Annotated in this window: 23 protein-coding genes and 1 tRNA gene; 11 read left to right on the plus strand and 13 right to left on the minus strand. The window is 67.2% G+C overall.

The genetic code is table 11. The features are described 5' to 3' along the window. Positions 1-42: 42 nt before the first annotated feature. Entirely contained in the window at positions 43-1,551 is a 1,509-nt protein-coding gene (locus MICSW_RS03970) for an MFS transporter (RefSeq protein ID WP_464496808.1), read from the minus strand. A 63-nt stretch (positions 1,552-1,614) separates the two neighbouring features. Here MICSW_RS03970 and MICSW_RS03975 point away from each other — a divergent pair, with 63 nt between their 5' ends. From MICSW_RS03975 to MICSW_RS03985, 3 genes are read left to right on the plus strand one after another with little or no spacing between them, the layout of a single operon-like run. Beyond that, complete coding sequence (locus MICSW_RS03975) at positions 1,615-2,115, plus strand: phosphoribosyltransferase (RefSeq protein WP_292727668.1); 501 nt, start codon at positions 1,615-1,617, stop codon at positions 2,113-2,115. Between the two features lie 3 nt (positions 2,116-2,118). Next, entirely contained in the window at positions 2,119-2,817 is a 699-nt protein-coding gene (locus MICSW_RS03980; RefSeq protein WP_292733075.1) for a uracil-DNA glycosylase, read from the plus strand. Positions 2,818-2,826: 9 nt separating this feature from the next. Beyond that, on the plus strand, positions 2,827-3,465 hold the full coding sequence (locus MICSW_RS03985; protein WP_228177621.1) for a GNAT family N-acetyltransferase: 639 nt from the start codon (positions 2,827-2,829) through the stop codon (positions 3,463-3,465). On the opposite strand, the gene MICSW_RS03990 is transcribed toward MICSW_RS03985, so the two are convergent. The 6 genes from MICSW_RS03990 to MICSW_RS04015 all read right to left on the minus strand — a co-directional run bounded on the left by MICSW_RS03990 (position 3,398) and on the right by MICSW_RS04015 (position 9,573). Further along, complete coding sequence (locus MICSW_RS03990) at positions 3,398-4,246, minus strand: ABC transporter ATP-binding protein (protein ID WP_228177622.1); 849 nt, start codon at positions 4,244-4,246, stop codon at positions 3,398-3,400. The two genes, MICSW_RS03985 and MICSW_RS03990, sit on opposite strands and share 68 nt — an antisense overlap. Further along, positions 4,243-5,034: an ABC transporter ATP-binding protein gene (locus MICSW_RS03995; protein ID WP_228177623.1), complete on the minus strand. Its 792-nt coding sequence runs from the start codon at positions 5,032-5,034 to the stop codon at positions 4,243-4,245. Before MICSW_RS03995 ends, MICSW_RS03990 begins: the two co-directional genes overlap by 4 nt. Continuing rightward, the gene (locus MICSW_RS04000; RefSeq protein WP_228177624.1) at positions 5,031-5,960 is read right to left on the minus strand and encodes an ABC transporter permease; all 930 of its coding nucleotides are present in this window, start codon (positions 5,958-5,960) and stop codon (positions 5,031-5,033) included. Before MICSW_RS04000 ends, MICSW_RS03995 begins: the two co-directional genes overlap by 4 nt. Continuing rightward, positions 5,957-6,907, minus strand: a complete 951-nt coding sequence (locus MICSW_RS04005) for an ABC transporter permease (RefSeq protein ID WP_464496809.1) — start codon at positions 6,905-6,907, stop codon at positions 5,957-5,959. The genes MICSW_RS04000 and MICSW_RS04005 overlap by 4 nt, the downstream gene beginning before the upstream one ends. Positions 6,908-6,990: 83 nt before the next feature. Continuing rightward, a complete protein-coding gene (locus MICSW_RS04010) occupies positions 6,991-8,502 on the minus strand; it encodes an ABC transporter substrate-binding protein (protein WP_464496810.1) in 1,512 nt (503 codons plus the stop codon). 123 nt (positions 8,503-8,625) lie between these two features. Beyond that, positions 8,626-9,573 carry an alpha/beta fold hydrolase gene (locus tag MICSW_RS04015; RefSeq protein WP_464496811.1) on the minus strand — a complete coding sequence of 316 codons (948 nt, stop codon included), beginning with the start codon at positions 9,571-9,573 and terminating at the stop codon, positions 8,626-8,628. 126 nt (positions 9,574-9,699) lie between these two features. Here MICSW_RS04015 and MICSW_RS04020 point away from each other — a divergent pair, with 126 nt between their 5' ends. Continuing rightward, the gene (locus tag MICSW_RS04020) at positions 9,700-10,413 is read left to right on the plus strand and encodes a tyrosine-protein phosphatase (protein WP_292727679.1); all 714 of its coding nucleotides are present in this window, start codon (positions 9,700-9,702) and stop codon (positions 10,411-10,413) included. Here the strand turns inward: MICSW_RS04020 and MICSW_RS04025 are convergent. The 4 genes from MICSW_RS04025 to MICSW_RS04040 are packed head-to-tail and all read right to left on the minus strand — an operon-like array spanning position 10,403 to position 14,514. Beyond that, complete coding sequence (locus MICSW_RS04025; RefSeq protein WP_464496812.1) at positions 10,403-10,885, minus strand: Fe-S oxidoreductase; 483 nt, start codon at positions 10,883-10,885, stop codon at positions 10,403-10,405. The two genes, MICSW_RS04020 and MICSW_RS04025, sit on opposite strands and share 11 nt — an antisense overlap. Next, the gene (locus MICSW_RS04030; RefSeq protein ID WP_464496813.1) at positions 10,882-11,697 is read right to left on the minus strand and encodes an arginase family protein; all 816 of its coding nucleotides are present in this window, start codon (positions 11,695-11,697) and stop codon (positions 10,882-10,884) included. The genes MICSW_RS04025 and MICSW_RS04030 overlap by 4 nt, the downstream gene beginning before the upstream one ends. A 12-nt stretch (positions 11,698-11,709) precedes the next feature. Continuing rightward, positions 11,710-12,447 (minus strand): PspA/IM30 family protein, encoded by a 738-nt coding sequence (locus MICSW_RS04035; RefSeq protein WP_228177631.1) that lies wholly within the window; start codon positions 12,445-12,447, stop codon positions 11,710-11,712. A 42-nt stretch (positions 12,448-12,489) separates the two neighbouring features. Then, positions 12,490-14,514: a TPM domain-containing protein gene (locus MICSW_RS04040; protein WP_464496814.1), complete on the minus strand. Its 2,025-nt coding sequence runs from the start codon at positions 14,512-14,514 to the stop codon at positions 12,490-12,492. Positions 14,515-14,653: 139 nt separating this feature from the next. Here MICSW_RS04040 and MICSW_RS04045 point away from each other — a divergent pair, with 139 nt between their 5' ends. From MICSW_RS04045 to MICSW_RS04060, 4 genes are all read left to right on the plus strand, one after another. Further along, the gene (locus tag MICSW_RS04045; RefSeq protein ID WP_228177633.1) at positions 14,654-15,493 is read left to right on the plus strand and encodes a DUF3097 domain-containing protein; all 840 of its coding nucleotides are present in this window, start codon (positions 14,654-14,656) and stop codon (positions 15,491-15,493) included. A gap of 108 nt (positions 15,494-15,601) precedes the next feature. Next, complete coding sequence (locus MICSW_RS04050) at positions 15,602-16,891, plus strand: mannosyltransferase family protein (protein ID WP_228177634.1); 1,290 nt, start codon at positions 15,602-15,604, stop codon at positions 16,889-16,891. Positions 16,892-16,980: 89 nt separating this feature from the next. Then, positions 16,981-17,640: a tRNA (guanosine(46)-N7)-methyltransferase TrmB gene (gene trmB, locus MICSW_RS04055; protein ID WP_228177635.1), complete on the plus strand. Its 660-nt coding sequence runs from the start codon at positions 16,981-16,983 to the stop codon at positions 17,638-17,640. After that, complete coding sequence (locus tag MICSW_RS04060) at positions 17,637-18,551, plus strand: CPBP family intramembrane glutamic endopeptidase (RefSeq protein ID WP_374198005.1); 915 nt, start codon at positions 17,637-17,639, stop codon at positions 18,549-18,551. Before trmB ends, MICSW_RS04060 begins: the two co-directional genes overlap by 4 nt. Before the next feature lie 101 nt (positions 18,552-18,652). On the opposite strand, the gene MICSW_RS04065 is transcribed toward MICSW_RS04060, so the two are convergent. After that, positions 18,653-19,888: an alpha/beta hydrolase family protein gene (locus MICSW_RS04065; RefSeq protein ID WP_292727689.1), complete on the minus strand. Its 1,236-nt coding sequence runs from the start codon at positions 19,886-19,888 to the stop codon at positions 18,653-18,655. Positions 19,889-20,187: 299 nt separating this feature from the next. Beyond that, positions 20,188-20,260, minus strand: a tRNA-Arg gene (locus MICSW_RS04070). 107 nt (positions 20,261-20,367) lie between these two features. On the opposite strand from MICSW_RS04070, the gene MICSW_RS04075 reads away from it, so the two are divergent. The 3 genes from MICSW_RS04075 (at position 20,368) to MICSW_RS04085 (ending at position 23,906) form a co-directional block, all read left to right on the plus strand. Next, positions 20,368-21,204, plus strand: a complete 837-nt coding sequence (locus tag MICSW_RS04075; RefSeq protein ID WP_228177637.1) for a transglutaminase-like domain-containing protein — start codon at positions 20,368-20,370, stop codon at positions 21,202-21,204. 194 nt (positions 21,205-21,398) lie between these two features. After that, positions 21,399-23,063, plus strand: a complete 1,665-nt coding sequence (gene argS / locus MICSW_RS04080; RefSeq protein ID WP_228177638.1) for an arginine--tRNA ligase — start codon at positions 21,399-21,401, stop codon at positions 23,061-23,063. 3 nt (positions 23,064-23,066) lie between these two features. After that, the gene (locus MICSW_RS04085; protein ID WP_464496815.1) at positions 23,067-23,906 is read left to right on the plus strand and encodes an LmeA family phospholipid-binding protein; all 840 of its coding nucleotides are present in this window, start codon (positions 23,067-23,069) and stop codon (positions 23,904-23,906) included. The last annotated feature ends 117 nt before the right edge of the window (positions 23,907-24,023 follow it).

Below are 24,023 nucleotides of genomic sequence, written 5' to 3' on the forward strand. Positions count from 1 at the left end.
TAGCAGCACACATGTGAGACTGCGCCGCGCTCGGGTGAGCGGTCAGGTGAGCTGGGAGCTGCCCCGGGTCGCGTCGAGTTGACTCGTATCGGTGTCGGCGAAGGCCACCTTCGGGACGAACAGCAACAGCAGGGCCGCGAGGAACCCGCCGCCGGCGCAGATCGCCCAGACGGCGAGATAGCCGCCGAGGGATGCTGCGGTCTCGCTGGCAACTGCTCCGGCGCCTGCAGCCAGCAGCACCCCGAACACGGCTGACGCGAAGGCGCCGCCCACAGTCTTGGTGGTGTTGGTGAGCGCCGACGCGATCCCGGTCTGTCCGCGGGGCGCCGCAGCTGCCGCAGCAGCCGGAAGCGCCCCGACCAGGGCTCCGGAGCCGAGGCCCGCGACCATGAGGTTCAGCAGGACCTGCCACAGCTCGAGGTGGAACGGCAGGAACAGCGTGTAGCCGATGCCGACCAGAAGCGAGGCGCCGATCAGGATGAGTCGCGGGTTGGCGCGCCGGGACAGGATGGCGAAGATGATGGCGCCGATGATGAGGGAGAGCAGATACACGCCGATGACGTAGGAGCGCTGCGAGGCAGACAGTCCAAGACCGTAACCGAGGGAGGAATCGGTGCCCGCGTACGTCGACAGCGGCCCCTGGGCGCCGAGCAGGCTGATTCCCACGAGGAAGGCCGTCGTCTGCACCGGCCACATCTCGGGACGGCGCAGGACGCGGATGTCGATGGCGGGGTCGTCCTGGCGCAGTTCAAATTTCACGAACCAGACGAAGACGGCAATGCCCGCGGCGAAGAGGGCCACCACCCACCACCACGCGTTCTCGCCGAGGTCCAGCTGCGGGATCATGCGCATGTAGACGAGGGCGCCGGTGACCAGCAGCAGGCCCCAGGTCAGCAGCACGAACCCCCACGTGTCCAGGCGCCGGCCGGGCGTCGGCTCGGACTCGGGAACGCCGAGCCAGATGACACCGGCGATGAGGGTGACCGCGATGGCGGGGATCATCATCGTGACGATGAGATCGCCGCCGGTGGCTTCGAAGATCGCTCCTGCGGCCAAGGCGCCGGCTATCGCACCGGCCTGCAGCCCGACGACGAGGAGCCCGGCTGCGCGCCGGGTTGACGAGACACCCCGGTTCTGGCGGCGACCGCGCTCGAAGATGAGCGCGACCTCGAGGGGCAGCCAGACGACGTAGAACCCCTGCAGTGCCCAGGCGATCAGGAACGTCCAGAAGTCTCCCGCGAACACGAGCCACCAACTGGCAGCGGCGGTCAGGATCGACGAGATTAGCAGGATGCGCTTGTGCCCGTACATGTCGCCGAGCTTCGCGAGAATCGGAACGACGATCGCAGACAGCAACAGCTGGGCTGCCTCGAACCAGTTCACGTCCGAGTCATGGATGCCGAGGTCGATGACGATGTCGCTGAAGAGCGGAACGTAGTAGCCCTGGATGATGCCGCTGACGAATTCGACGAGGATGAACCAGCCGATCAGCCCTGCAGTGATTCCCAGGCCCGTTCCGCGCAACCGGTCGAGGGCGGATGCGGCGGGCATGCCCGCGAGAATAGCACCGCGGCCGCGCCTAGTCTGGTGCGGGGGCAACCGAGAGGAGAACCGGTGACGACCGAGCGGGAAACGTTGACGTGGCAGGGTTTCGGAGATGCGACGCGCGAGCTCTCCCGCACGATCGTGGCTGACGGGTTCATGCCCGACGTGGTAGTCGCCATCGCCCGCGGCGGGCTCCTGCCTGCCGGTGCCATCGCCTACGGCCTGGGAATCAAGAACTGCGGGGCGATCAACGTCGAGTTCTACACCGGCATCGGCACTGTGCTCCCCGATCCCGAGCTTCTTCCTCCCGAGATGGATATGGCCTACCTCGATGGCCGGCGCGTCCTGCTCGTGGATGACGTCGCCGACAGTGGGCGCACGCTCGACCTCGCCGTGCGCCTCCTGACCGATCGAGGCGCGATCGTGCGCAGCGTCGTCATCTACACGAAGCCGACGACGATCATCCGTCCGGACTGGTCGTGGAAAGACACCGACCTGTGGATCGATTTCCCGTGGTCGTGGCAGGGGTCGGTCATCGAGCAGGATGCCGCGGTCAGGGAATCGGCCTGACCCATGGCGATGTCCCTGCCAGAGCTCGCCGACGCGGGTCTGATCGACAGTGGCTGGGCCGATGCGCTCTCGCCCGTCGCCGATCAGATCGCGGGCATCGGGGAGCGCCTGCGGGCCGAGGTCGCGGCGGGGCGGCGCTACCTGCCGGCAGGAGATCGGGTCCTTCGCGCCTTCGCCCGGCCGCTGGCGGACGTGCGGGTCCTCATCGTGGGGCAGGATCCGTACCCGACGCCGGGTCATCCCATCGGTCTCTCGTTCGCTGTCGACGCCCACGTCAGGCCCCTGCCGCGAAGCCTCGCGAACATCTACCGAGAGCTCGACGACGACCTCGGCATCCGGCCTGCTTCGCACGGCGATCTGTCGGCTTGGAGCGATCAGGGCGTCATGCTGCTGAACCGCGTCCTCACGGTGTCGCCGGGCGCTCCCGGCTCGCACCGTGGCTGGGGGTGGGAGGCCGTCACGGAGCACGCGATTCGCACGCTGGCAGCACGCGACCACCCCCTTGTCGCCATCCTGTGGGGGAGGGATGCCGCGGGCCTGCGCTCGCTGCTGGGATCGACTCCGATCATCGAGTCGCCGCATCCCTCGCCCCTGTCTGCAAGCCGCGGATTCTTCGGATCGCGACCCTTTTCCCGTGCCAACGAGCTGCTCGAGCAGCAGGGCGCGGATCCGATCGACTGGCGCGTGGAACCGTCGGCGTAGGCTGATCTCATGCTGGAAGAGGAATACGAGAAGAAGCGGCGGCTTCCCTTCCATCTGCGACGGCGGCCGGAGCCCGAAGGGCCGTTCAGCTACGTCATCCGTGCCGCGGAGGAACGCGACATTCCCGACATTCGGGAGATCTACAACTACTACGTGCGCAACTCCGTCGTCACCTTCGATGAGAAAGTGTGGTCGATCGCCCAGTGGCGCGAGAAGTTCGCGTTTCTGCGCAAACTTGACCTGCCCTTCCTGGTGGCACAGTCACCGTCAGGCCAGATCCTGGGGTACGCGCTCGTCCAGCCTTGGGCAGGGAAGTCGGCTTATCGCTACACCGTGGAGAATTCCATCTACCTCGGTCAGGCAGCTGCTGGAAAGGGGCTCGGGCGGGCCCTGCTCGAGGCGCTCATCGAGGCCTGTCAGCGGAAGGGTATTCGCGAGATCGTCGCAGTCATCAGCGACAAAGGCGCTGAGGCGTCAGTGGCACTCCACGAGCGGCTGGGCTTCACGGAAGTCGGCCGGATGGGCCGCGTCGGCTTCAAGTTCGGGCGGTGGCTGGGAACGATCTACCTCCAGAAGTCGCTCAAGCCGGTGAAGAAGGGGCTCTTCCGTCGCGGCGGTCCTCCGCGGGAGTCTCGCCCGGGGGAGTGATCGAGGGGATCGCCGCCAGGAGCGCCCGCGTGTAGTCAGCCTCCGGTGCGCGCAAGACGCGGGAGGTCTCGCCCCGCTCCACGATCCGTCCGTCCTTCATGACCACCACCCGATCGCACAGGTTCTGCACGACTCCGATGTCGTGGGAGACCATGATGATCGTCATCCCCTCGTCCTGTCTGAGTCGGTCGAACAGACCAAGGATCTGGGCTCTCACCGTGACATCGAGCGCCGACAGCGGCTCGTCACCGACGAGCAGGCGGGGGCGGTGCACGATCGCTCGCGCGAGAGCGATTCGTTGACGCTGACCCCCAGAGAACTCGCGCGGGAACCTGTCGGCCGCCGCGGCATCCAGACCTACCTGTGTGAGGACCTCCCGCACCCGCGCTCGCCGGTCCCCGGTGACGCCAAGCGCCCACAGCGGTTCGCCGACGATGCGCCCCACGCTCATACGAGGATCGAGCGAGGCGTAGGGGTCCTGAAAGACGATGCCGGTCTCCCGACGAAGCCACCGCAGCGATCTCGCCGATGACGACGCGTCTACCTCGCGGCCGTCGATGTGGACCGAACCTGAGGTCGGTCTGTCCAGGCCGAGGAGGAGCCGGACAAGGGTGGATTTGCCCGACCCGGACTCGCCAATGACGCCAAGGGCGTGTCCTTCTTCGAGCGTGAGGTCGACAGCATCCAGCGCCGTTGTGACAGCGGGCTTCGCGAAAAGCCGCGTGGACGGGGTGCGGTGACGTCGGGTGAGACCCTCGGCGCGGACGAACTCGGTGCTCATGCGTCGCTGCCCTCGCCCCGCCACAGCGTCGCGGTAGCGTCCCTGAGCAGTCCCTGGGTGACAGTCGCGCGGGGCTCGCTGAGCAGGCGGGAAACCTCGCCGGCCTCGACGACGCGACCGCGCTCGAGTACCACCGCCTGGGTCGCGATCTGCGCGAGCACTGCAAGGTCGTGAGTAATGAACAGCAGCGACATGTCCTCGTCGGCGGTGAGGCCGCGCAACAGATCGAGGATCTCGGCCTGCACTGTCGCATCGAGCGCCGTCGTCGGTTCGTCGGCGATGAGCAGCCGGGGCCTGCATGCGAGTGCCATGGCGATAGCCACGCGCTGGCGCTGGCCCCCGGAGAGCTGGTGCGGATAGCGCTTGATGATGGCCTCGGGCTCGGGCAGCATCACGCGAGCGGCCTCGGCGATGGCACGCTCCCGAAGCTCGCGGCCTCGCAAGCGCTCGTGGATGCGAACCGACTCTGCGATCTGACGTCCGACTGTCCGGACAGGATTGAGAGCTGTCAGGGGATCTTGGAACACGATTCCGATCTCGTCGCCCCGGAGCTTGGCGAGAGCCCGCTCCTCAAGGCCGAGGATCTCCTGTCCCTGCCACCTGACGCTTCCCGACGCCGTCGCACCTTCGGGCAAGAGGCCCATGATCGCGAGCGCCGTCAGGGACTTGCCTGATCCGGATTCACCGATGAGTCCCACAGCGCCGCCGTTCGGGATCCCGAACGAGACACCGTCGACGACGCGCTCGCCGCCGATCTCGACGGTGAGGCCCTGCACTTCGAGGCTCATGAGACCACCTCGGGCATATGCGTGCGCGACGCACGCGCTGCGCCGGTCCTGGAGACCAGAGTCGGGTCGGATGCCTCTCGGATGCCATCGCCGAGCAGGTTCAGCCCGAGCACCGTCACCGTGATCGCCAGCCCCGGCCAGAGAACGGCGAGCGGGTAAACGGTGAGGTAGTCCTGGAGATCCTGAAGCAGGACTCCCCAGGAGGGCTCGGTCACTGGAGCACCGAACCCGAGGTACGACAACCCGGCTTCGGCGAGCACAGCGACTGCCATCGCCCACGACAGCTGCACGATGAACACCGGTGCGACGTTCGGGAGGAGGTGGCGCCACAGATTCTGCGTCGGGCTGAGGCCGGCCGCAGTTCCTGCGAGCACGAAATCGCTGTGCAGGACGCGTCGCAGCTCGGGTCGCGTGACGCGGGCGATGTTGACGCCGAAGCCGATTCCCACCGACCAGATCACGACCCACAGCGACCCGCCCCACACGGCGGAGATCATCATGGCCACGAGCAGCACGGGGAACGCCACAAGGATGTCGATGAGGACCGCCACCGATTCGCGAACCCAGCGCGTGGTGAGAGCGCCAAGGCTCGCCAGGGCGATTCCGAGCACTGTGGCCACGACCGCCGACCCGGCTGCCACCCAGAGCGTCGTCCCTGCGCCGGCCATCACGAGGCTCAGGATGTCGCGCCCCGCGCCATCCGTACCGAGCAGGTGCGGCCAGCTGGGCGGAAGCCAGCGGTCTTGCACGTTGACCTGCTGCGGATCGAACGGTGTCCATATCCAGGCGATCAGAGCCACCAGGATGATTCCCACGACAACGCAGATCCCGAAGCGTCCCGTCGGCACCGCCCATACGCGACCGAGCCACCGCGCCCGAGTCGGTTGCTGGGGTGTGCGGCGATCGCCATCCGGAGGGGGAGTCACGACGCCTCCCGTTGCCTGGGATCGAGAATCCGGTGGAGTAGGTCGACGAAGAATCCCACGATCAGTACGAAGCCCGTGAGGGCCAGCAACTCGCCCTGCACCTTGGGTAGATCACGTGCGCCAACATCGTCAACCAGCATGCGGCCGATGCCGGGAAGGGAGAAGAGCTGCTCGATGATGACTGCGCCCACGATGATTCCGGCGACCTGGAGTCCGAGGACCGTGATGACCGACAAACCGACGTTCGGCAGGCCGTGCCGGATAAGCGCCGTGGTGCGGGTCAGCCCCTTGGCAGCTGCTGTGCGTACGTAATCCTGTCCGACGGCTTGGAGCGTCGCACTGCGCACGAAGCGAAGCAGCATGGCGCCTTCCACGATCCCGATCGTGACAGCGGGGAGGATCAGCGAGCGCACCGCGGCGGCCGGGTCGTCCCATCCGTTGCGCGGGAACCCCTGCGCCGGCAGCCACCCCAGCCATACGGCGAAGACGACGACAAGCATCATGCCGGCCCACACCACCGGCACAGCCGCGACTGTCTGCGCGCTGACACTCATGATGGTGCCGCGGCGGTGGCCGCGCCAGATCGCGGAGGCCACACCGAGCGGAACGCTGAAGAGAACCGCGATGGTCAGCGAAAGGATGCCGAGGGGCACCGTGACCTGAGCCTTCTCGGCGAGTTCTTCTGCCACCGGGGTGCCGGTCAGTAGCGACGCCCCAAGGTCTCCCCGAAGGACCCCGCCTACCCAGTCGAGATACTGCGCGATCAACGGCTTGTTCAGCCCGAGCTGCTCCCGGATGCCCTCGATCTGCGCAGGCGTGCTGTTTGTGCCCGCGATCAGCTGGGCTACGTCGCCGGGAAGAACACGAAGCGTCAAAAAGATGATCGCGCTTGCCACGGCGAGCCCCACCGCGAGCAGCCCGAGCCGGGTCACGACGTACCGGGTCACGGGTCGCTCCGGAGGAGCGACACCGCCCGCGCCGCCGGGGCGGGCGCGGGCCGACGCATCACGATGACCCCGTCAGTCTCGCCTCAGCCCGCGATCTTGGCGAGGTTGGCGAGGTTGAGTCGTTCGTTGACGTTGATGGAGGGCATCCCGGTGACGTTCGTTCCGACGGCGACGATGGATGCGCCGTTATAGAGCCAGTCTGCGGCTGCGTCTTCGGAAACGATCCGGGCAGCCTCGGCCAGGAGGGCTGCAGCTTCGGTCGCGTCAGTTGCGGCAAGCGACTCATGGTAGAGCTCCTGCACCTCGGGGTTGTCGTAGGTGAAGTAGTAGTCGGGGTTCGCCCAGTTCTCGAAGTCGCGGGCTTCGGTGTGCAACACGAAGCTGAGGTCGTAGTCCTTGTTGATGTAGACGTCGTTGATCCAGGTCGGGAAGTCGACGCTGTTCACCGTGAGGGTGATACCTACCTCGTTGAGGTCGGAGACGAGTATCTGCGGGATCGTCGTCGGGTAGAAGGACGGGATCGTGAGCGTCAGATCGAGATCCTCGGCGCCTGCGTCTGCGAGTAGCTGCCGCGCGGCGTCGGGGTCGTACGGTGCGACGTCGGAGAGGTCCTCATAGCCGGGGTCAAGTTCCGGGATCGGGCCGTAGAGAGTCTGGCCCGCGCCGAATGCGTCGGTGAATGCAGAGTGGTCGATCGCCTGACGGATCGCCTGCCGCACGCGCTGATCTGCCAGCGGGCTGCCGGCGGACTGGTTCATCGCGAGCGTGCCTTTGTCGGTCGACTGCCCGAGCACGACCTCGAAACCGCCGTCTGCTTCGATCTGCTCGGTGAAGTTGGCGTCGAACCCCGTGACGACGTCGACCTCGCCGGCCAGTGCCGCGTTCAGGGCAGCCTGCGTTTCGGGGATGTAGTCGAACACCACTTCTGCCGTGGCTGCCGGTTCGCCCCAGTACGCGTCATTGCGGACGAACGTGATCGAGTCCCCCTGGCGCCACGAGTCGAGCAGGAACGGGCCGGTGCCGTTGGCGGCGGTGGCGTACTCGACGGTGTCGCCCTCCTTGAGGATCAGCCCGGCACGACCGGTCAGGTTCCACAGCAGGCTTGAGTCGGGTTCGGAGAGGGTGAGCGTGATGTCCTGCCCCTCGGCGGTGATCGACGCAATGTTTGCGAGGCGAGCCGAGTCAGCCCATTCCGGGGTGTCGCGGCGAGTGGTGAGCGACCACACGACATCCTGCGGAGTGAGTTCCTGCCCGTCGCCGAAGGTCACACCCTCGCGCAGAGTAAACGTGTACGTCAGCCCATCCGGCGACACGTCGTACTCTTCGGCGAGAACAGGGACGATGTCTTGCTCCGGGGTGCGGCCGACGAGCCCCTGGTAGACGTTGTCGATGAGGATCTGGTCGAGCGCGGCGCCCGCGGTCTGCCGGATGTCGAGGTTCCCCGGTTCCAGAACGAGCCGGATAGCGACAGATGCGTCAGGGTCAGGAGCCCCCGTCGCCGTCGATGCGGGGTCACTGCTTCCGGTGCAGGCTGTCAGAACGAGGGCGCTCGCGGCGAGCAAGGCCGACGCGGCCAGAGCGGTGCGGCGGAACATGGGAGTCCTTTCCGGGGGCATCCGCTGCGAAGGTGGTGGGCACGCGGAGCACGAAGGGGATCTGCGGTAGATAACTCTAGGGTCCGGTTGCTGTGTTCCCCTCATCGAGAGGCGAACGTGACGTCATCGTTGCCCGGCGCCGCGCAGCTCCGTGATGGTTTGAGCGAGTGCAAGCGGAGCCTCTTCCTGCACGTTGTGACCCGTGGGGAGGGTGACGACGACGGCATCGGGCCGGCGCCTCGCGAACTCCGCCGCATCTTCGCTCGTCACGAAGCCTTGTTCGCCGCGGATCAGCGACAGCGGCGCTGTCACGGCGGCGATATCGTTCCATCCCGTCGCCGACAGGATCTCGGAGAGCGCATCCTGCTGCGCGTCGACCTGGGCGGCAAGCTCGGGCGCTGCCGCGAGGGCCGACGCCAGGTGAGCGAAGTGGTGCTTCCATTCGACGCGTCCGTCTTCGCGTACTCGCGAGTTCAGGTACACCCCGCGTTCGGCCTTCTCGCGGGTACCCCCACCGAGGCCGAAGGCCAGTGCGCGATCAACCAACTCGTCGCGGCTGGCCCAGTCGGTCGGTCCCGCGAAGAACGCCCGGATCTGCGCAGCCTCTGCGTTGGGATCGATGCCCGGGGTGATGTCGATCATGATCAGTTGCGTCACGAGCTCGGGAACGGATGCCGCCAGCGCAGCACCGGTCAGACCCCCCAGCGAGTGTCCGACGACGAGCTGTGGCGCCGACGTCCACGCCCGGATGCCCGTTGCCACATCCGGAGCGAGGTTCGCCGCGGCATAGGCGGCGTCAGGCCGCCAGGACGAATCGCCGTGGCCGGGGAGGTCGATCGCGAGGGCGGGCAGACCCAGCGCCAGGATCGTCGAGTCCCAGGTGTGGGCGTTGAGGCCCGCGCCGTGGACAAAGGTGACCACTGGCGGTGTGTCACCGAAGCGGAGGGCGCTCAGGGTGCGTCCGTCGTCGAGAGCGAGGGAAATGCGCTCGACCGGTGGGAGATCGCCTGCCACTCCGACGCTGCGAGCGTCAGTGGCCAGAAACCGGAACTCATCGTCGGGCGTGGTCATCGCTGTCCGTCCTCGGCTGCTTGGGCGTGGCTTGGGCAATGACACTATTGTGGCCCCGCTCTGGCGGCGGCGACGACCGGGTGCGCGCAGCCGCAGGTCACTCTGCCCGGGATAGGGTCGAGGAACGTGAGCACACTCGACATCTCCGGCGCAATCAACTTCCGGGACACCGGTGGTCTGCCGGCCGGCGCCTCGCGGACGCGGGCGGGTGTGCTGTACCGGTCGGGGAACCTCGCGCGGCTCGATGAGGACGGCATCCGAGCTTTCTCGGGTCTCGGCATCCGTCGCGTCATCGACCTTCGCGACGACGCCGAAGTCGCCGGCGCGCCCAGCCGATTCGATGACCGCGAACTCGTGGTCCAGCGGGTTCCGCTGTTTCTGGGTTCGGTGGCCTCGTTCTTCGTCGAGGACGTTCCGCTCACGGAGATGTATCGCCGCCTCGTGGAGGACTCCGCGGCCCGTGTGGTCGAGGTCGTTCGTGGCGTTCTCGCCGATCAGCCGGTCCTGGTGCACTGCACGGTCGGCAAAGACCGCACGGGAGTCACCGTGGCCATCACGTTGGCAGCTGCGGGGGTCGACCGGGACGCCGTAGTCGCCGACTATGCGCGGACGGAGGCGCTCTTGCCGCCCTCGCGCAACCGCGACGTGGTCGCGCGCATCCGGCAGTTCCACCCGGAGTCAGTCAACCTCGAGGAACTGGCGACGAAGTCGCCGGCGGCGGCGATGTCGAGGCTCCTCGCGAGCTTGGACGCCGCGTACGGATCGCCGCGAGACTACCTGCGCGCCCACGGCATGAGCGATGACGAACTCGTCGCGCTGGACGAGGTGCTCATCGACTGACGGCTCTCTTCGGCCGCTGCCGCGGGATGTAGTTGCCGTCCGCGAGGCCCGCCTCGATCTCGAACCGGTTGCGCAGCGGGTTACGGCCGGCGAGCTGGTAGAGCAGCGGCATGAGCATCCCATACCGCCGCCATTGCCTGGCGTGGACGAGCTCATGCCGCAGCACGCGCGGGCCGTCGTTGTCGGCAGTGAGGTAGCAGGCGCCGACGCAAACGCCGCCACGCGGGAACGTCCACGAGGGCATGCCGGAAAAGACATACAGCACCGTGTCGTCGGCGCCCCGATGCTGCCGCACCCTGCCGGTGCTCCACAGGAACCCCCAGACGAAGCCGATGGCGGTTCCGACGACGGCGCCGGCGCGCGAAACCGAGGAGTCCAGCAGCGGAAGCCAGCGATCCAGCATCCGACCTCGCGCGACGGCTCGCTCCGCGCTAGCCTCCCACCCCGGTGGCGGGGTTGGAATCGGGGTCACGCCACGGCCCCGACCAGGCGCAGGATCGTCGGCATGTCCTCGATCGCGGCATCCGCAGACGCGGGAGAGAACTCTGCGATCGTCGCCCCCGCGAGGGGGAAGCGGTCACGCAGGGCTCGGACGGCGGCGATGACCTCGCTGGCAGTCGGCCCGAACGGAACGGGCAAGGACACCCCTGTCATGACGGAGGGATCGAGGACGTCGAGGTCGATGTGAACGTAGACCCGTGACGCGCCGGTGTCGGCCACAGCGGCGACCAGCGCCTCGGGATCCACCAGGTCCCCGGGCAGCACCCGGCGAATGCTGTGTTCATCGATGTACTGCTGCTCGGCGTCGTCCAGTTCCCGAGTGCCGGCCAACACGAGCCGATCGGGCGTCAGGATGCCGCGGGCAAGTCGGAGCCGATCCGCTCCGTCTCCGAGAGCTGCGCGCAGCACCATGCCGCAAAACGCTCCGCTGGGTGAGGACTCCGGGGTGTTCAGATCGGCGTGCGCATCGAGCCAGACGACCGCAACATCCTCGGCGGCGACGGCCTCCAGTGCACCGAGGGACACCCCGCAGTCCCCGCCGATCACCACCACAGGTTCCGATCTAGCGGCTACGGCATCCCGAACCAGGTCGCGGATGCGTCCGAGTGAGCTGACGCGACGGATGCCCGTGTCCAGACTTTCACCGGCTTCGACCGGCACCTCCAAGCGGGTGCAGGCCGAAGCCGGGAGGTCGCCCGCGATGGCTTCGGCGCCGTCGATCAGCTGCATCGCGCGAGCCGACCCGGAGCCCTGCCACTGCGGGGCGATGACGAAGTGAGCCATCGGCGAGTTCGATCAGCCTTCGATGGCGGGCTTCGCGGCGCCGCCGGACTTCAGAGCGGCCAGACGAGCTTCGACCTCCGTGAGTTCGCCAAGGTCCTCGAGGCTCTCGAACTGGGCGTCCAGGCTCGAGGCGGCAAGTTCGGTCTTGCCCTGCGCGATAGCTTCCTGGCGGCGTACCTTCTCTTCGAAGCGGCCGAGCTCGCTCGTCGGGTCGAGGACGTCGATCGACTTGACGGCATCGACCACCTTCGTCTGAGCCTCGGCGGTCTTCTGACGCGCGACCAGCTCGGCGGACTTGGCCTTGAGCTGCTCGAGCTTCTGCTTCATGCCGTTAAGGCCGTCCTTGAGCTTGTTCACGACCTCGGTCTGCGACGCGATCTGCGGTGCTGCTGCCTTCGCCGAGTTCTCGGCTGCGATCTGGCGCTGGAGGGCAACCTTGGCGAGATTGTCGAACTTGTCAGCATCCACGGAATCGCCCGCCGCGCGGAACTCATCGGCCTTGCGGCTCGCGGCAAGCGCCTTGTTGCCCCAGTCAGACGCTGACTGCAGGTCTTCCTGGTGGTCGCGCTCGAGCAGGCGCAGGTTGCCGATCGTCTCAGCGATTGCAGCCTCGGCGTCCGCAATGTTGTTGGTGTAGTCGCGCACCAGCTGATCGAGCATCTTCTGCGGGTCCTCGGCCTGGTCGAGCATCGCGTTGATGTTCGCCTTCACGAGGGTGGAGATGCGTCCGAAGATGGACTGCTTTGCCATCGGTGTTTCCTTTCGTCTGGATGTGAGTGGTGATGATCGTGCCTAGAAGCGGCCTCCGCCGCGGCGGCCCCGAGAGCCCCCGCCGCCGAACCCACCGCCGCGGGATCCGCCGCCGAATCCGCCGCGGCCGGAACCCCCGCCGAATCCGCCGCGGCCGGAACCCCCGCCGAATCCGCCGCCCATGGCGCCGCCGAATCCACCGCGCCGCGAACCGCCGCCGCCGGAGAGGATCGAATTGAGCACGATGCCGCCGAGGACCGCGCCCATCATGCCGTTCGATCCACCGCTGCGGGAGCCGCCGTACCCGCCGACGTCGAAGGCCCCCACATCGCGCTGCGCGGCCTGGATCGCCTGCGCCGCGAGCTGCTCGGCGCGCTGCGCGTGCGGGATGGCCTGCGCCGGATCGGAAACCTGGACCTGCTGCGCGGTGGCCAGGCTCGCGCGCGCCTCGGCCAGCCTCGTCCGGGCCTGTGCGCCGACCGCGCCGCGCCGGGCAGCGATGAAGTCGTCTGCAGCGGAGATCTGAGCACCTGCCTGCGCCGTGATCTGCGCGAGCGCTTGCTGGGCTCGCAGCGCCTGGGCCTGAGCATCCCGCGCTGCTTGCAGCACCTCGTCAATCTGCCGGTCCGCCTCCTGGAGTGCGTGCAACGCCGCGAGCGGGCGCTGCTGGGAGGCATCCAAGAGAGCGCGGGCCGACGCGACCTGTTGCGTCGTGCTGGCAGCCACGCTGGCCAGACGCCCATCGGGATCGGGAAGTGCGCGCGCGGTAGCGATGTCGGCCTCGAGCCCGGCGATGACGCTCTGCGCGGTCGTTGCAGCCTGCCGAAGGTCCCGTGCCAGCGTATCGATCGCGTGCTCCAGCTGCAGTGCTTGGGCTATAGCATCCTCGGCGCCGCGAATCGCGACCGCTGCCTCTGCTGTCTTGCCGGCAGCGAGGTCCTGCCGGGCTTTGGAGAGCGCAGTGTCAGCGAAGGCGATGCGCTCGCGGACCTGCTCGGGGTTGTCAGCAACGGTCGCAATGGCGTCCGGGTGAAACGATGCCTCGAGGTCAGAGAGCGCGCGTTCAGCGCCGGCTATGCCGGCTGAGGCTTCTTCGCGGTCCTGGGCAACGCGCTCGAGCGCTTGCGGAGCGGTGCGCTCCAGCTCGCGCAGTGCTTCGAATTCCGCGGCCTTCTCATCGAGCGCTGCGTTCGCCTTCGTGCACAGGTCGAGAATCGCGAGGTTCCACTCGCGGATCTGAGCCTCAGTGTCGGGTTCGGCATCGTCGAGGCGCTGCTGCAGTGAGAACGCCTCCGTGAGGCTTGTTCGTGCAGCAGCGAGGGTCTTCTCGAACTCGGCAGCTGCAGCGTCGCCGAACTGCGCGCGAGCGAACCCGAGTTCCTGGGTGCTGGTCGTGATGGCATCGTCGGTTGCGACGAGTGCCGATGCGGCGCGCCGCGCGAGCTCGTCGAGGCTCACCGCCTGCGGATCAGCTTTTCGCTTTCGCCGCGAACGGATGACGATCCACAAGACCAGGCCAGCAAGGGCGGCAACCACGATGACGAGCAGCACGACCGCGAAGAAACCGCCGCCCCCGGATCCGCCGGTGAGCGCTGTCTCAAAGCTATCGGCTGCCGTTGTGATCGCCCCGAGGTAGTCACCGGAGCTGAGGAAGGGCTTGAGATCCGCCTCGATTGCCAGCAGTTGGTCTTCGCTCAGAGGACCCGACGAGTCAGCTGAGATGGTGAACTGCCGGGAGTCGGTAGCAACCGCGAGAAGGTACTGGCTTTGCCCGAGCCCGTTGTCATACGCAACGGCATCAGCCCACTCGTTCCTGTCGGACGGATTGGTGAAGTCGTCGACGAATACGGCATAGAGATCAACCCCGGTCGACGCGTAAAGATCTGCCAGCCGGGCGTTGGCCGCTGCCTCATCTGACGTGCTGAGCGCATCGACCTCGTCGAGCACGTACGCAGAGTCGAGCGTGACCGGGTCGGTCGCGAACGCGGGTGCCGCGGCGCTGAGCAGCGCCGCGAGCGCGACAGTGAGCGCGCTCGCTACCGCCCCGAACGACCACCGAGTCGGCATCGATTTCCCTCCTGGCGCGCCACAGCCTGCGCCCTTCGATCCTATTGATGCCGTGCGCCCGTGCGGAAGCGCTCCGCGGGGCGCACCGGATCCTCACAGCGTGCGTCGTAGGGTGAGTGCCCGGAAGGCAGGTGCGGTGGTGGATGATCGCTATGGAACTGACGTGCTCGCAAACGGCTGGCGCGGCCACGGGCGCTCCGAGAGTGCGAGCGTGCCGGCAGAGCGGGGTCTTGTCATCGAGGTGCAGGCAGACGGATTCTGTGGCGCGGTGACCCGGGCGGATGCCGCGACCGTGGAGCTCGAGGACCGCTTCGGGATGCGACGCAGATTTCCGCTGGGACCCGGATTCCTCCTGGACGGCTCGCACGTCGTGCTCGTCGCTCACCGGCCCGCTGCATCGCGGCAACCCCAGCGCACGGCATCCGGTTCGTTCGCGGCTCCCCAACAGCGGGCGCGCGTCGCCCGGGCAAGCCGCATCCTCGTCGAGGGTCGCCATGACGCGGAGCTGGTGGAAAAGGTCTGGGGAGATGACCTGCGTGCCGAGGGTGTTGTGGTCGAGTACCTCGAAGGAATCGACCGCCTCGCCGCCATGCTCGATGAGGAGCCCCCATCGGCGAGCCGCCGGTACGGCATCCTTGTCGATCACCTCGTTCCGGGCTCGAAAGAGGCGCGCATTGCCGCAGAGATCACCCGCGGACGGCATGGCAAGAGCGTTCTCATCGTCGGCCATCCCGAGATCGACGTCTGGCAATGCGTCAGGCCCGGGTCGCTCGGGCTTCGCGCGTGGCCGACCGTCCCACGCGGCGTCGACATCAAGGTCGGGACGTGCCGCGCCCTCGGTTGGCCGAGCGATACCCCCGCGGACCTGGCGCGTGCCTGGCGTCGGATCCTCGGTGCGGTCGACAGCTACCGGGACCTCGAACCCAGCTTGCTCGGCCGCGTGGAAGAGCTGATCGATTACGTCACAGAACCGCAGTAGGGCACGCCGCACGACAGGTGAATGGAGCGGCACGAGGTTCCCAGCTCGGTGCTGGCATACTAAGAAGAAGGGGTTCTCGCCTCCTTTTGTGTGCGCGAAAGGTCACCAGTGGTTCCCACCTCTCGACAGGATGTCGCGCTCTCCCCTCGGAGAGCCCCCTCCTCCCGGAGATGGCGAGGCGTTCCTCGCGCTCTCGGTGCATGGCTTGCCGACCTGACCTCGCCGCGCGTCGGCGTTGAACCGATCGCATCGGGGACGCTGACAAAGGTCGTCGGAATCTGGGCGATCGGCCGCGCAGTGAACTTCGGGCTGCTGTGGATGTTCTTCGAGATCTCGCGCCTCGCCGACCTGGGATTCGGTCCGTTCGGCATCCACGTGCGCAGCTTTCTCACGTTCCTCACGGGGTGGGATGCCGACCATTACCTCAACATCGCACGCACCGGCTATCCGATCCGGCTTCCGATGGAGGAGGGGATCGTCCAGACCAACGACTGGGCGTTCCTCCCGGTCCTGCCGTTTCTCGAGCGGGTGGGTTCTGACCTCACCGGCGTGAACGAGGGAATCATCGGGGTCATCGTGAGCATCGCGGCAAGCCTCGGCGCGACCCTCGTGCTCTTCCTCCTGCTGAGGCGCGTGACCACGCCGCAGGCATCCTGGTGGGGCATCGTGCTGTTCACGTTCGCCCCGCTCTCCTTCGTCTACGTGCTCGCGTACGCCGAGTCGCTCTTCCTGCTGCTCGTTTTCACAGCCCTGCTCCTCGCGATCAAGCGCCAGTACCTCCTCATCCTGCCCGTGGGTGTGCTCGCCGCCTATACCCGCCCCGGCGTCCTCGCTCTTGCGCTGGGCCTTGGCATCGTATTCCTGGTGCGGTGGATGCAGCACCGCACCGATCCATTCCCCTGGACCCAGCGCCTCAGCCTTGCTGCGAGCGGGATAGCGATCGCGTCGGCGGGTCTGTCGTGGACCTACATCGCCGATGCCGTCACCGGCATTCCGCACGCCTACGTTCGCACCGAGACCGCCTGGTGGATTCCCCTCGTCGGTACCGGCGACTTCGTGCCGTTGACGCCGTGGTTCCGGTTCTTCGGCACGTACCTCAACGTGTTCGGCATCCTCGTCGTACTGGCGATCATGGCGGCGTTCGCCTGGTGGATCTTCTCCAAGCCGACGCGCAAGCTGGGCCTGGTGATCGTCGCGTACGCGGCTAGCTACGGCCTCTACCTCTTCGGCGTCTTCCTGCCGCAGCAGTCGACTTTCCGCCTCATGATGCCGCTCTCACCGCTGCTCGGCGACGAGCGCTTCTCATCGACGCAGCATCGCAGGCAATGGCTCCTGCTGGGCTGTCTCGGTCTGCAGGTGGTGGCGGTGTTCCTGCTGTGGACCATCGGGTATCCGTGACCGGTCGGGCGCCTGCTGTGACATCTCCCCATGAGGCCCCGACGGGATTTCGTCTGAAACCGGTCTCGTTCGTCCGCCGAAGCGGCCGGATGTCGGAGGCGCAACAGCGGGCCTGGAACGAGGTCAGTCCGCGCATGCTCATCCCCGTCGAACGGGATGCTGCCTCAACGAGCATCCGGGCCGAATCGACAATCGACCCGGCGACGGTGTGGGGACGGACGGCGCCACTGATCGTCGAGATCGGGTCGGGCCAGGGGCACGCGATCGTACACGCGGCAACGGCCCGGCCGGAAGCGAACTTCCTTGCTGTTGAGGTCTTCCGCGCCGGCCTCGCGCGCACCATGCTCGATGCCGACCGGGCGAACCTCGAGAACCTCCGACTCGTGGAGGGCAACGCTCCCGAGGTTCTCGAGCATCTGTTGCCTTCAGCATCCGTCGACGAACTGTGGATCTTCTTCCCTGACCCCTGGCACAAGAAGAAGCACGTCAAGAGGCGGCTGGTGACCGCCGAGTTCGCGGCGCTCGCGGCGTCCGTTCTGCGTGCGGATGGCGTTCTTCGACTCGCCACGGACTGGCAGGACTACGCCGACCAGATGGTTACGGTGCTGGACGCTGCGCCGGGCTTCACTCGCGCCTTCGACGGCGAGTGGGCGCCCCGCTTCGACGGGCGCGTGCTCACGGCTTTCGAGCGCAAGGGCACTCGTGCCGGGCGCGAGATCCGTGACCTCACCTACCGGCGGTCTGCGTGAGCAGCCACGCGGATGCCGCGCACAGTGCCCCGCATAGGCTTCCTGCGCTCTCGTGGCGCGTCCTTCCGGCCTCGCTGGTCGTACTGGCAGCTCCAGCGTTCTTCGTCGCGCTGATCCCGTGGCTCGGGTGGACGCTCCTGGCTGCGGGCCTGATCGCGGCGGTCCTGGTGGAGCGGTTCGCGCCCGCTACGGTCCGCCTGACCACACGGGCGGGGGAGCGGTCGGATACGGCCCGGGCCGTGTCTCGCGAGCCCTCGATCGTTCGGGATCTCTCGCTCATTGCGATGGGGATGCTGATCGTCAGTGCCATCCCGCTCAAGGCCGAGCTCGACAACCTCGCCATCGTGCGTTTCGCGGTGGCACTCGGGGGAGCGGTGGCAGTTCCGTATCTCGTCTCACGGTTCGTCTACCGAGATCGGGCGATCGGATTCCCGTGGCGAGGTGGCGGGCGCTGGACGTGGTTTCAGTGGGCGTGGCTTGTGGGCGTGCTCGTGCTCGGGTGGCTCATCCTGCCGTTTTACTTCATCACCTCGGGTGTGTACCTGAACTGGCCGGTGGTTGACACTCCCGACCTCATCGCCCGGCTGTTCGTCGGCGTGGGTGCCGTGGGCATCTGGGATGAGCTCTTCTTCATCTGCACGGTCTTTGTCCTGCTGCTCCGGCACATGCATCCGATCACCGCGAACCTGCTTCAGGCAATCGTGTTCGTCTCGTTCCTGTGGGAGCTCGGCTACCAGGCGTGGGGCCCGCTCCTGACGATCCCGTTCGCCCTCCTCCAGGGCTACATCTTCCTCGTCACCCGCTCACTCGCGTACGTCGTCACCGTGCATCTGCTCTTCGACGCGGTGGTCTTCGCCGTCCTCGTCCACGCCCACAATCCGGGCCTGTTCGACGGGTTCTTTCTCGTCTGATCGTTCACGCGAGTTGGTGTTCGTTCACGCGAGTTGGTGTTCGTTCAGGCGAGTTGGTGTTCGCTGGCGCGAGTTCGGCCAGGACGCGGCCGCGCGGGGCTTCAGCGCCCGAGCCGGGTGTCGAGCCAGTCGAACATCCGCTCGTCGGTGAGGAGGCGCGCCAGCGGCTGACAGTGGTAGTCGGCGCCTTCGTCTGCCGTGAAGGGCTGAAGCGTGGCATCCGGCACCATCGCAGCGAGTTGCTCGGACTGGCCCGGCCAGAACTGTTCCTTCTCGGGAGAGGTGATCAGGAGCGGCGTCGTGATCTTCGCGGCATCGTCTGGCTCGAGCCGGTAGCGCAGCATCTCGACCATCGTGTCGTACGGACTGTCCTTCCCGAACGGCTTCGCGCGGAAGTTCCACAGGCGCGAGACCGACTTCGAGTAGCGCAACGCCATCTCCATCCCGCGATCGAACTTCTCCTTCTCGCCCTTCTCGACGAGCTCCATCTCGGACTTCGGGATGCCGGCGCGCCACGACTGAGACACGTCGACGACTCCGGGGTCAGCCACCGCTGCCGCGATCCGGTGTTCGAACGCCAGGGCGCGGGGGAGCCAGTACCCGGCCTGGCTGATGCCGTAGGCCACGATACGGTCGGCATCCACGTCATCCCGAGCAACGAGCACGTCGACGACCGGTGTGATGACAGCCTCCCAGTCGTAGCGGAACGGGATGTCCTTGTCGAACAGCATCGACTGCTGACCGGGGCCGTCGAACATGAGCACGTTGTAGCCGCGCTGGAGGCCGCCGAGACCTCCGGTTGCCCACATGCTGCTGATCGATCCGTCGCTGCCGTTGACGAGGATGAGGGTCGGTGCCTTTTCGCCGTCCGTGCTCGCCGTGAACAAGTAGCCCGGCATCGTCGTGTCTTCGTACGGGATCGCGATGCGTTCGGCGCGGTATGGCGCGCGGTCGACAAACGCGTCCCATGCGGCCCGGTGGGCGCGGAAGGTGTGCTGCAGCTTGTCGGTGTCGCCCAGGGACGCCGCCGCGTTCACGGCGGGGGCGTAGGCGTTTGCTGCGCGAAGGTAAGCCGCCGCGGCGCTGGTGCGATGCCCGGCATCCGCTGAGGCCGCGGCCTGACCGGCGAGGCGTTCGCCGAGTGCGCTCCAGGCTTGGTGCCAGCCCTCGTGGTCACCATCCTTCACGTCGGCGATGGTCCGCAGCACCTCGCCGACATCCGCGCCGCCGTAGGGAGCCTGTCCGAGCTGGATTCGCACCTCGAAGTCGAAGTCTTCGCTGTAGAACCCCGTCTCGAAGACGTCGTGCGCGTGCCTGCTGAATAGATTCGCCACCATCTCTCCCCGAGTGCAGTTGGGGGCAGGCTATCGGGGCGAGCGCCGCAGCGGAAGTGGTGTGTGCGGACGCGGCCGGCGGAGCCTCCGGCGGCAGGGGCCCGCCTGAGGGGTGGTGTAGATACGGCGAGAGGACCGCCCCTTCGGGACGATCCTCTCGCCGTAACGTGCCCCCGCGCCCTCCCGCCACTCCACGCGCCGCTGCGCGTCGCGCGGAGCCTCCGGCGGCAGGGGCCCGCCTGAGGGGTGGTGTAGATACGGCGAGAGGACCGCCCCTTCGGGACGATCCTCTCGCCGTAACGTGCCCCCGACAGGAATCGAACCTGCGACCTTTGGTACCGGAAACCAACGCTCTATCCCCTGAGCTACGGAGGCGTACCGATCGAGATTACCATCGCGCGCCGGGCCCGCCCTGACCACCCCGAACACGGGGCATCAGGACGCGTCATCCGCAGGTCCTCGCGGCGTGCGAGGATACTCCGGTGCATCGCATCGTGACCGCCGAACTGGACCTGGAACTCCGGGCATCCATCGACCTCATTTTCCAGATCGCCGTCGCCCAGCATGCACCTGTCCTGAGCGAAAACCTCACGTTCTCGCAGGGGGATCGGGTCTACACACCGATCGAGATCATCGACCAGACCGGAAGCCGCCTGCACCGCTTCTGCGGCGAGCCGGGAGTGCTCGAGGTTCGCTACGACGCCGTCGTCGACGAGCAGGTGACATCTCGTCCCACGAGCGATCTCGAGGCGATCACCTACCTGCGGCCGAGCCGGTACGCGCAGTCAGACGAGGTGTTCTCGCAGGCCCGGCGTCAGTTCCGCGGTATCAACGGCGAAGACCTCTTGCTCGCGGTGTCGGAGTTCGTGTCCGAAACCGTGACCTACACGCCGGGACTGAGCCTTGGCACCGACTCCGCAGTCACGACCCTGATGACGGGTCAAGGCGTGTGCCGTGACTACGCTCACCTGGTCATCGCCCTGCTGCGCGCCATGGATGTGCCCGCCCGCTACACCGCTTGTTACGCGCCGGGGCTGGAGCCGATGGACTTCCACGCCGTGGCCGAGGCCTTCCTCGATGGCGCCTGGTACGTCATCGATGCGACCCGGCTCGCCGACCGGCGCTCCCTCGTACGCATCGCGACCGGGCGGGATGCCGCGGACTGCGCTTTCCTCAGCTACCACGGCGGAAACCTGAGCCTCGATCGGATGCGCGTGGACGCCCGAATCTCCTCGCCCGACACGGATGCAGCACCCGAGGCATCCGTCCCCGACCACGCAGCATCCGACGACTTCGCTTCGCTCGTGCAGCTGGCCTGAGCGGCGAACATCCCACCAACGCGCTGAGAATTCGATTGGGCGCCTCTGACCGCAGTTCCCGAGCGGATTCTCGGCGCCGGATCGGATTCTCGCGGCTGAGGATTGCGGAATGAGGGCGGCGGGCCGGGCCACGAGCGGGGGCGCCGGGCCGCCGCGGCGGGGGAGGGGCAGTGCGCGCCTAGACTGGATCGGCCATGAACCCCGACGCACTCTCCGCCGCACTCCTCGCCGTGATCACGCCTCTTGCCGAGGCTCGACGCGACGGCGCGGCATCCGATCTCACAGTCGCAGACCTCCCGCTCGAGCGACCCAAGAACCGCGACCACGGCGACTGGGCCTCCAACGCCGCGCTCAAGCTCGCCAAGAGCCTCGGCGTGAACCCGCGCGAGTTCGCGGCCGAGATCGCCGCGGGGCTCTCGCAGGTCGACGGCGTCGCGAGCGTCGAGGTGGCGGGCCCCGGGTTCATCAACATCCGACTGGATGCCGCGGCCGCCGGTTCCCTCGCCAAAACGATCGTCGACGCGGGCGCTGCGTTCGGTACGTCGACGGCGCTCGGTGACCAGGTCATCAACCTCGAGTTCGTCTCGGCGAACCCGACGGGTCCGATCCACATCGGCGGCACCCGATGGGCTGCCGTTGGAGATGCCCTCGCCCGCATCCTTGCCTCGCAGGGCGCGAACGTGACGCGGGAGTACTACTTCAACGACCACGGCGCCCAGATCGACCGGTTCGCGCGCAGCCTCGTCGCCGCGGCGGAGGGGCGGCCGGCTCCCGAAGACGGGTACGGCGGGGCCTATATCGCCGACATCGCGGCGCGCGTCACGGATGCCTACGACGGTGACCTCGACGCCCTGGATGCCGACGCCAAGCAAGAGGCGTTCCGCGAGCTCGGTGTCGGGTTCATGTTCGACGAGATCAAGCAGAGCCTGCACGAGTTCGGCGTCGACTTCGACGTGTACTTCCACGAGAACGACCTGCACGCATCCGGTGCGGTTACCCGGGCCGTGGCGCGGCTGCGCGAGCTCGGCCATATCTACGAGGCGGATGGCGCGACCTGGCTGCGATCGACCGACTTCGGTGACGACAAAGATCGCGTTGTCATCAAGAGCGACGGTCAGCCCGCCTACATCTCGGGTGACCTCGCCTACTACCTCGACAAGCGCGAACGCGGTTTCAACCGCTGCATCATCATGCTCGGAGCCGACCACCACGGCTACGTCAAGCGCCTCATGGCGATGTGCGCGGCGTTCGGCGACGAGCCGTATGTCAACCTGCAGATCCTCATCGGCCAGATGGTGAACCTGCTGCGCGAGGGCCAGCCCGTGCGCATGTCCAAGCGCGCCGGGACGGTTGTGACCCTCGAAGACCTCGTCGAGGCCGTCGGGGTGGATGCCGCCCGCTACGCGCTCACGCGCAGTTCCACGGATTCGAACCTCGACATCGACCTCGACATCCTGCAGAAGCGCACGAACGATAACCCGGTGTTCTACGTGCAGTACGCACACGCCCGCACGCACAACGTGGGCCGCAATGCCGCTGCAGCAGGCGTTGACCGCAGCGTGTTCGCGCCCGAGACCCTCACGCACGAGACCGAGTCGGCTCTGCTGGGCGCCCTGCAGGAGTTTCCCCGCACTGTCGCGTTCGCCGCCGAGGTGCGCGAGCCTCACCGCATCGCCCGCTATCTCGAAGAGCTCGCGGGCCTCTACCACCGGTGGTACGACAACTGCCGGGTAATCCCGCTCGGCGATGACCCGATCGAGCCGGTGCACCAGACGCGGCTGTGGCTCAATGACGCCACCGGTCAGGTGCTGCGCAACGGACTGACGCTGCTGGGCGTTGGAGCCCCGGAACGGATGTAACCGATGACGGATGCCGAACACCCGACCGACCCGCTGCCGGACCTGCGCGCGGGGTGGGTGCTCGCGGTTCCCGAGGAGCCGAAGAAGCGCCGCCGGGTGTGGCCGTGGCTCGTTGCAGCTGCTGCTGTGGTCATCGTCATCGTCATCGTCGTGGTGGTCGTCGTGATCGTGGAGACCGTCCTGCGGTCGACGATCGAGGCGGGCATCGCGGACCAGGTGCGGACGAGTCTGGAGTTGCCCGCCGATCAACCCGTCGACGTGTCGGTCGAAGGTCCGCTCACCCTGCAGCTGCTCACCGGCAGTCTCGACGACATCCGGCTTTCTTCCGATGACGTTCCGCTCGGTCCGACGACAGCCGATGTCGACGTCGCCCTGCGGGGAGTGAGCACGAACGCGCCGTACACGGTCGGCGCCGGGGTCGCCACTGTGACGCTCGATCAGAGCCAAGTCGCAGCGCTCACCGACAGCGTCGCGCAGATCGACATCGTCGAGCTCACGCTCGAGGATCCCGCGATCGTCGTCGGAACGGAGCTGTCGTTGTTCGGGTTCGGCATCCCGATTTCGCTGTCGCTGGTGCCGAGCGCCGAGGCCGGCGAACTCGTGCTTCGACCCGACAGTTTGCAGGTCAGTGGACTGGCAGTCACCGCCGACGGGGTGCGCGACCAGTTCGGGTCTCTCGCCGACCCGATTCTGCAGGACTGGCAGATCTGCGTCGCGCAGTACCTCCCTGCCGGAGCGACGCTCACTGCGGCATCCGTCACGGGCGCGGAACTTGTCGCCACGTTCGACATCGACGGACGGACGCTTAACGAGACCGCCTTGCAGCAGAACGGCACCTGCTAACGAAATCCGCCGGTTGTGCCACATCTGCTCGACTCCCGGTAGATGTCAGACAACCGATATCTGAAATCAGATCGACATCTCTCCGGCGCGGGAGCGAAACGCGTCCCGCCTAGCCTC

Source organism: Microbacterium sp. SW12 (assembly GCF_055391095.1).

Coding starts and splice junctions, on each gene's coding strand:
- MICSW_RS03970 (WP_464496808.1), bottom strand. CDS start 1,551: ATGCCCGCCGCATCCGCCCTCGACCGGTTGCGCGGAACGGGCCTGGGA.
- MICSW_RS03980 (WP_292733075.1), top strand. CDS start 2,119: ATGGCGATGTCCCTGCCAGAGCTCGCCGACGCGGGTCTGATCGACAGT.
- MICSW_RS03985 (WP_228177621.1), top strand. CDS start 2,827: ATGCTGGAAGAGGAATACGAGAAGAAGCGGCGGCTTCCCTTCCATCTG.
- MICSW_RS03990 (WP_228177622.1), bottom strand. CDS start 4,246: ATGAGCACCGAGTTCGTCCGCGCCGAGGGTCTCACCCGACGTCACCGC.
- MICSW_RS03995 (WP_228177623.1), bottom strand. CDS start 5,034: ATGAGCCTCGAAGTGCAGGGCCTCACCGTCGAGATCGGCGGCGAGCGC.
- MICSW_RS04010 (WP_464496810.1), bottom strand. CDS start 8,502: ATGTTCCGCCGCACCGCTCTGGCCGCGTCGGCCTTGCTCGCCGCGAGC.
- MICSW_RS04015 (WP_464496811.1), bottom strand. CDS start 9,573: ATGACCACGCCCGACGATGAGTTCCGGTTTCTGGCCACTGACGCTCGC.
- MICSW_RS04030 (WP_464496813.1), bottom strand. CDS start 11,697: ATGGCTCACTTCGTCATCGCCCCGCAGTGGCAGGGCTCCGGGTCGGCT.
- MICSW_RS04035 (WP_228177631.1), bottom strand. CDS start 12,447: ATGGCAAAGCAGTCCATCTTCGGACGCATCTCCACCCTCGTGAAGGCG.
- MICSW_RS04040 (WP_464496814.1), bottom strand. CDS start 14,514: ATGCCGACTCGGTGGTCGTTCGGGGCGGTAGCGAGCGCGCTCACTGTC.
- trmB (WP_228177635.1), top strand. CDS start 16,981: ATGTCGGAGGCGCAACAGCGGGCCTGGAACGAGGTCAGTCCGCGCATG.
- MICSW_RS04065 (WP_292727689.1), bottom strand. CDS start 19,888: ATGGTGGCGAATCTATTCAGCAGGCACGCGCACGACGTCTTCGAGACG.
- argS (WP_228177638.1), top strand. CDS start 21,399: ATGAACCCCGACGCACTCTCCGCCGCACTCCTCGCCGTGATCACGCCT.
- MICSW_RS04085 (WP_464496815.1), top strand. CDS start 23,067: ATGACGGATGCCGAACACCCGACCGACCCGCTGCCGGACCTGCGCGCG.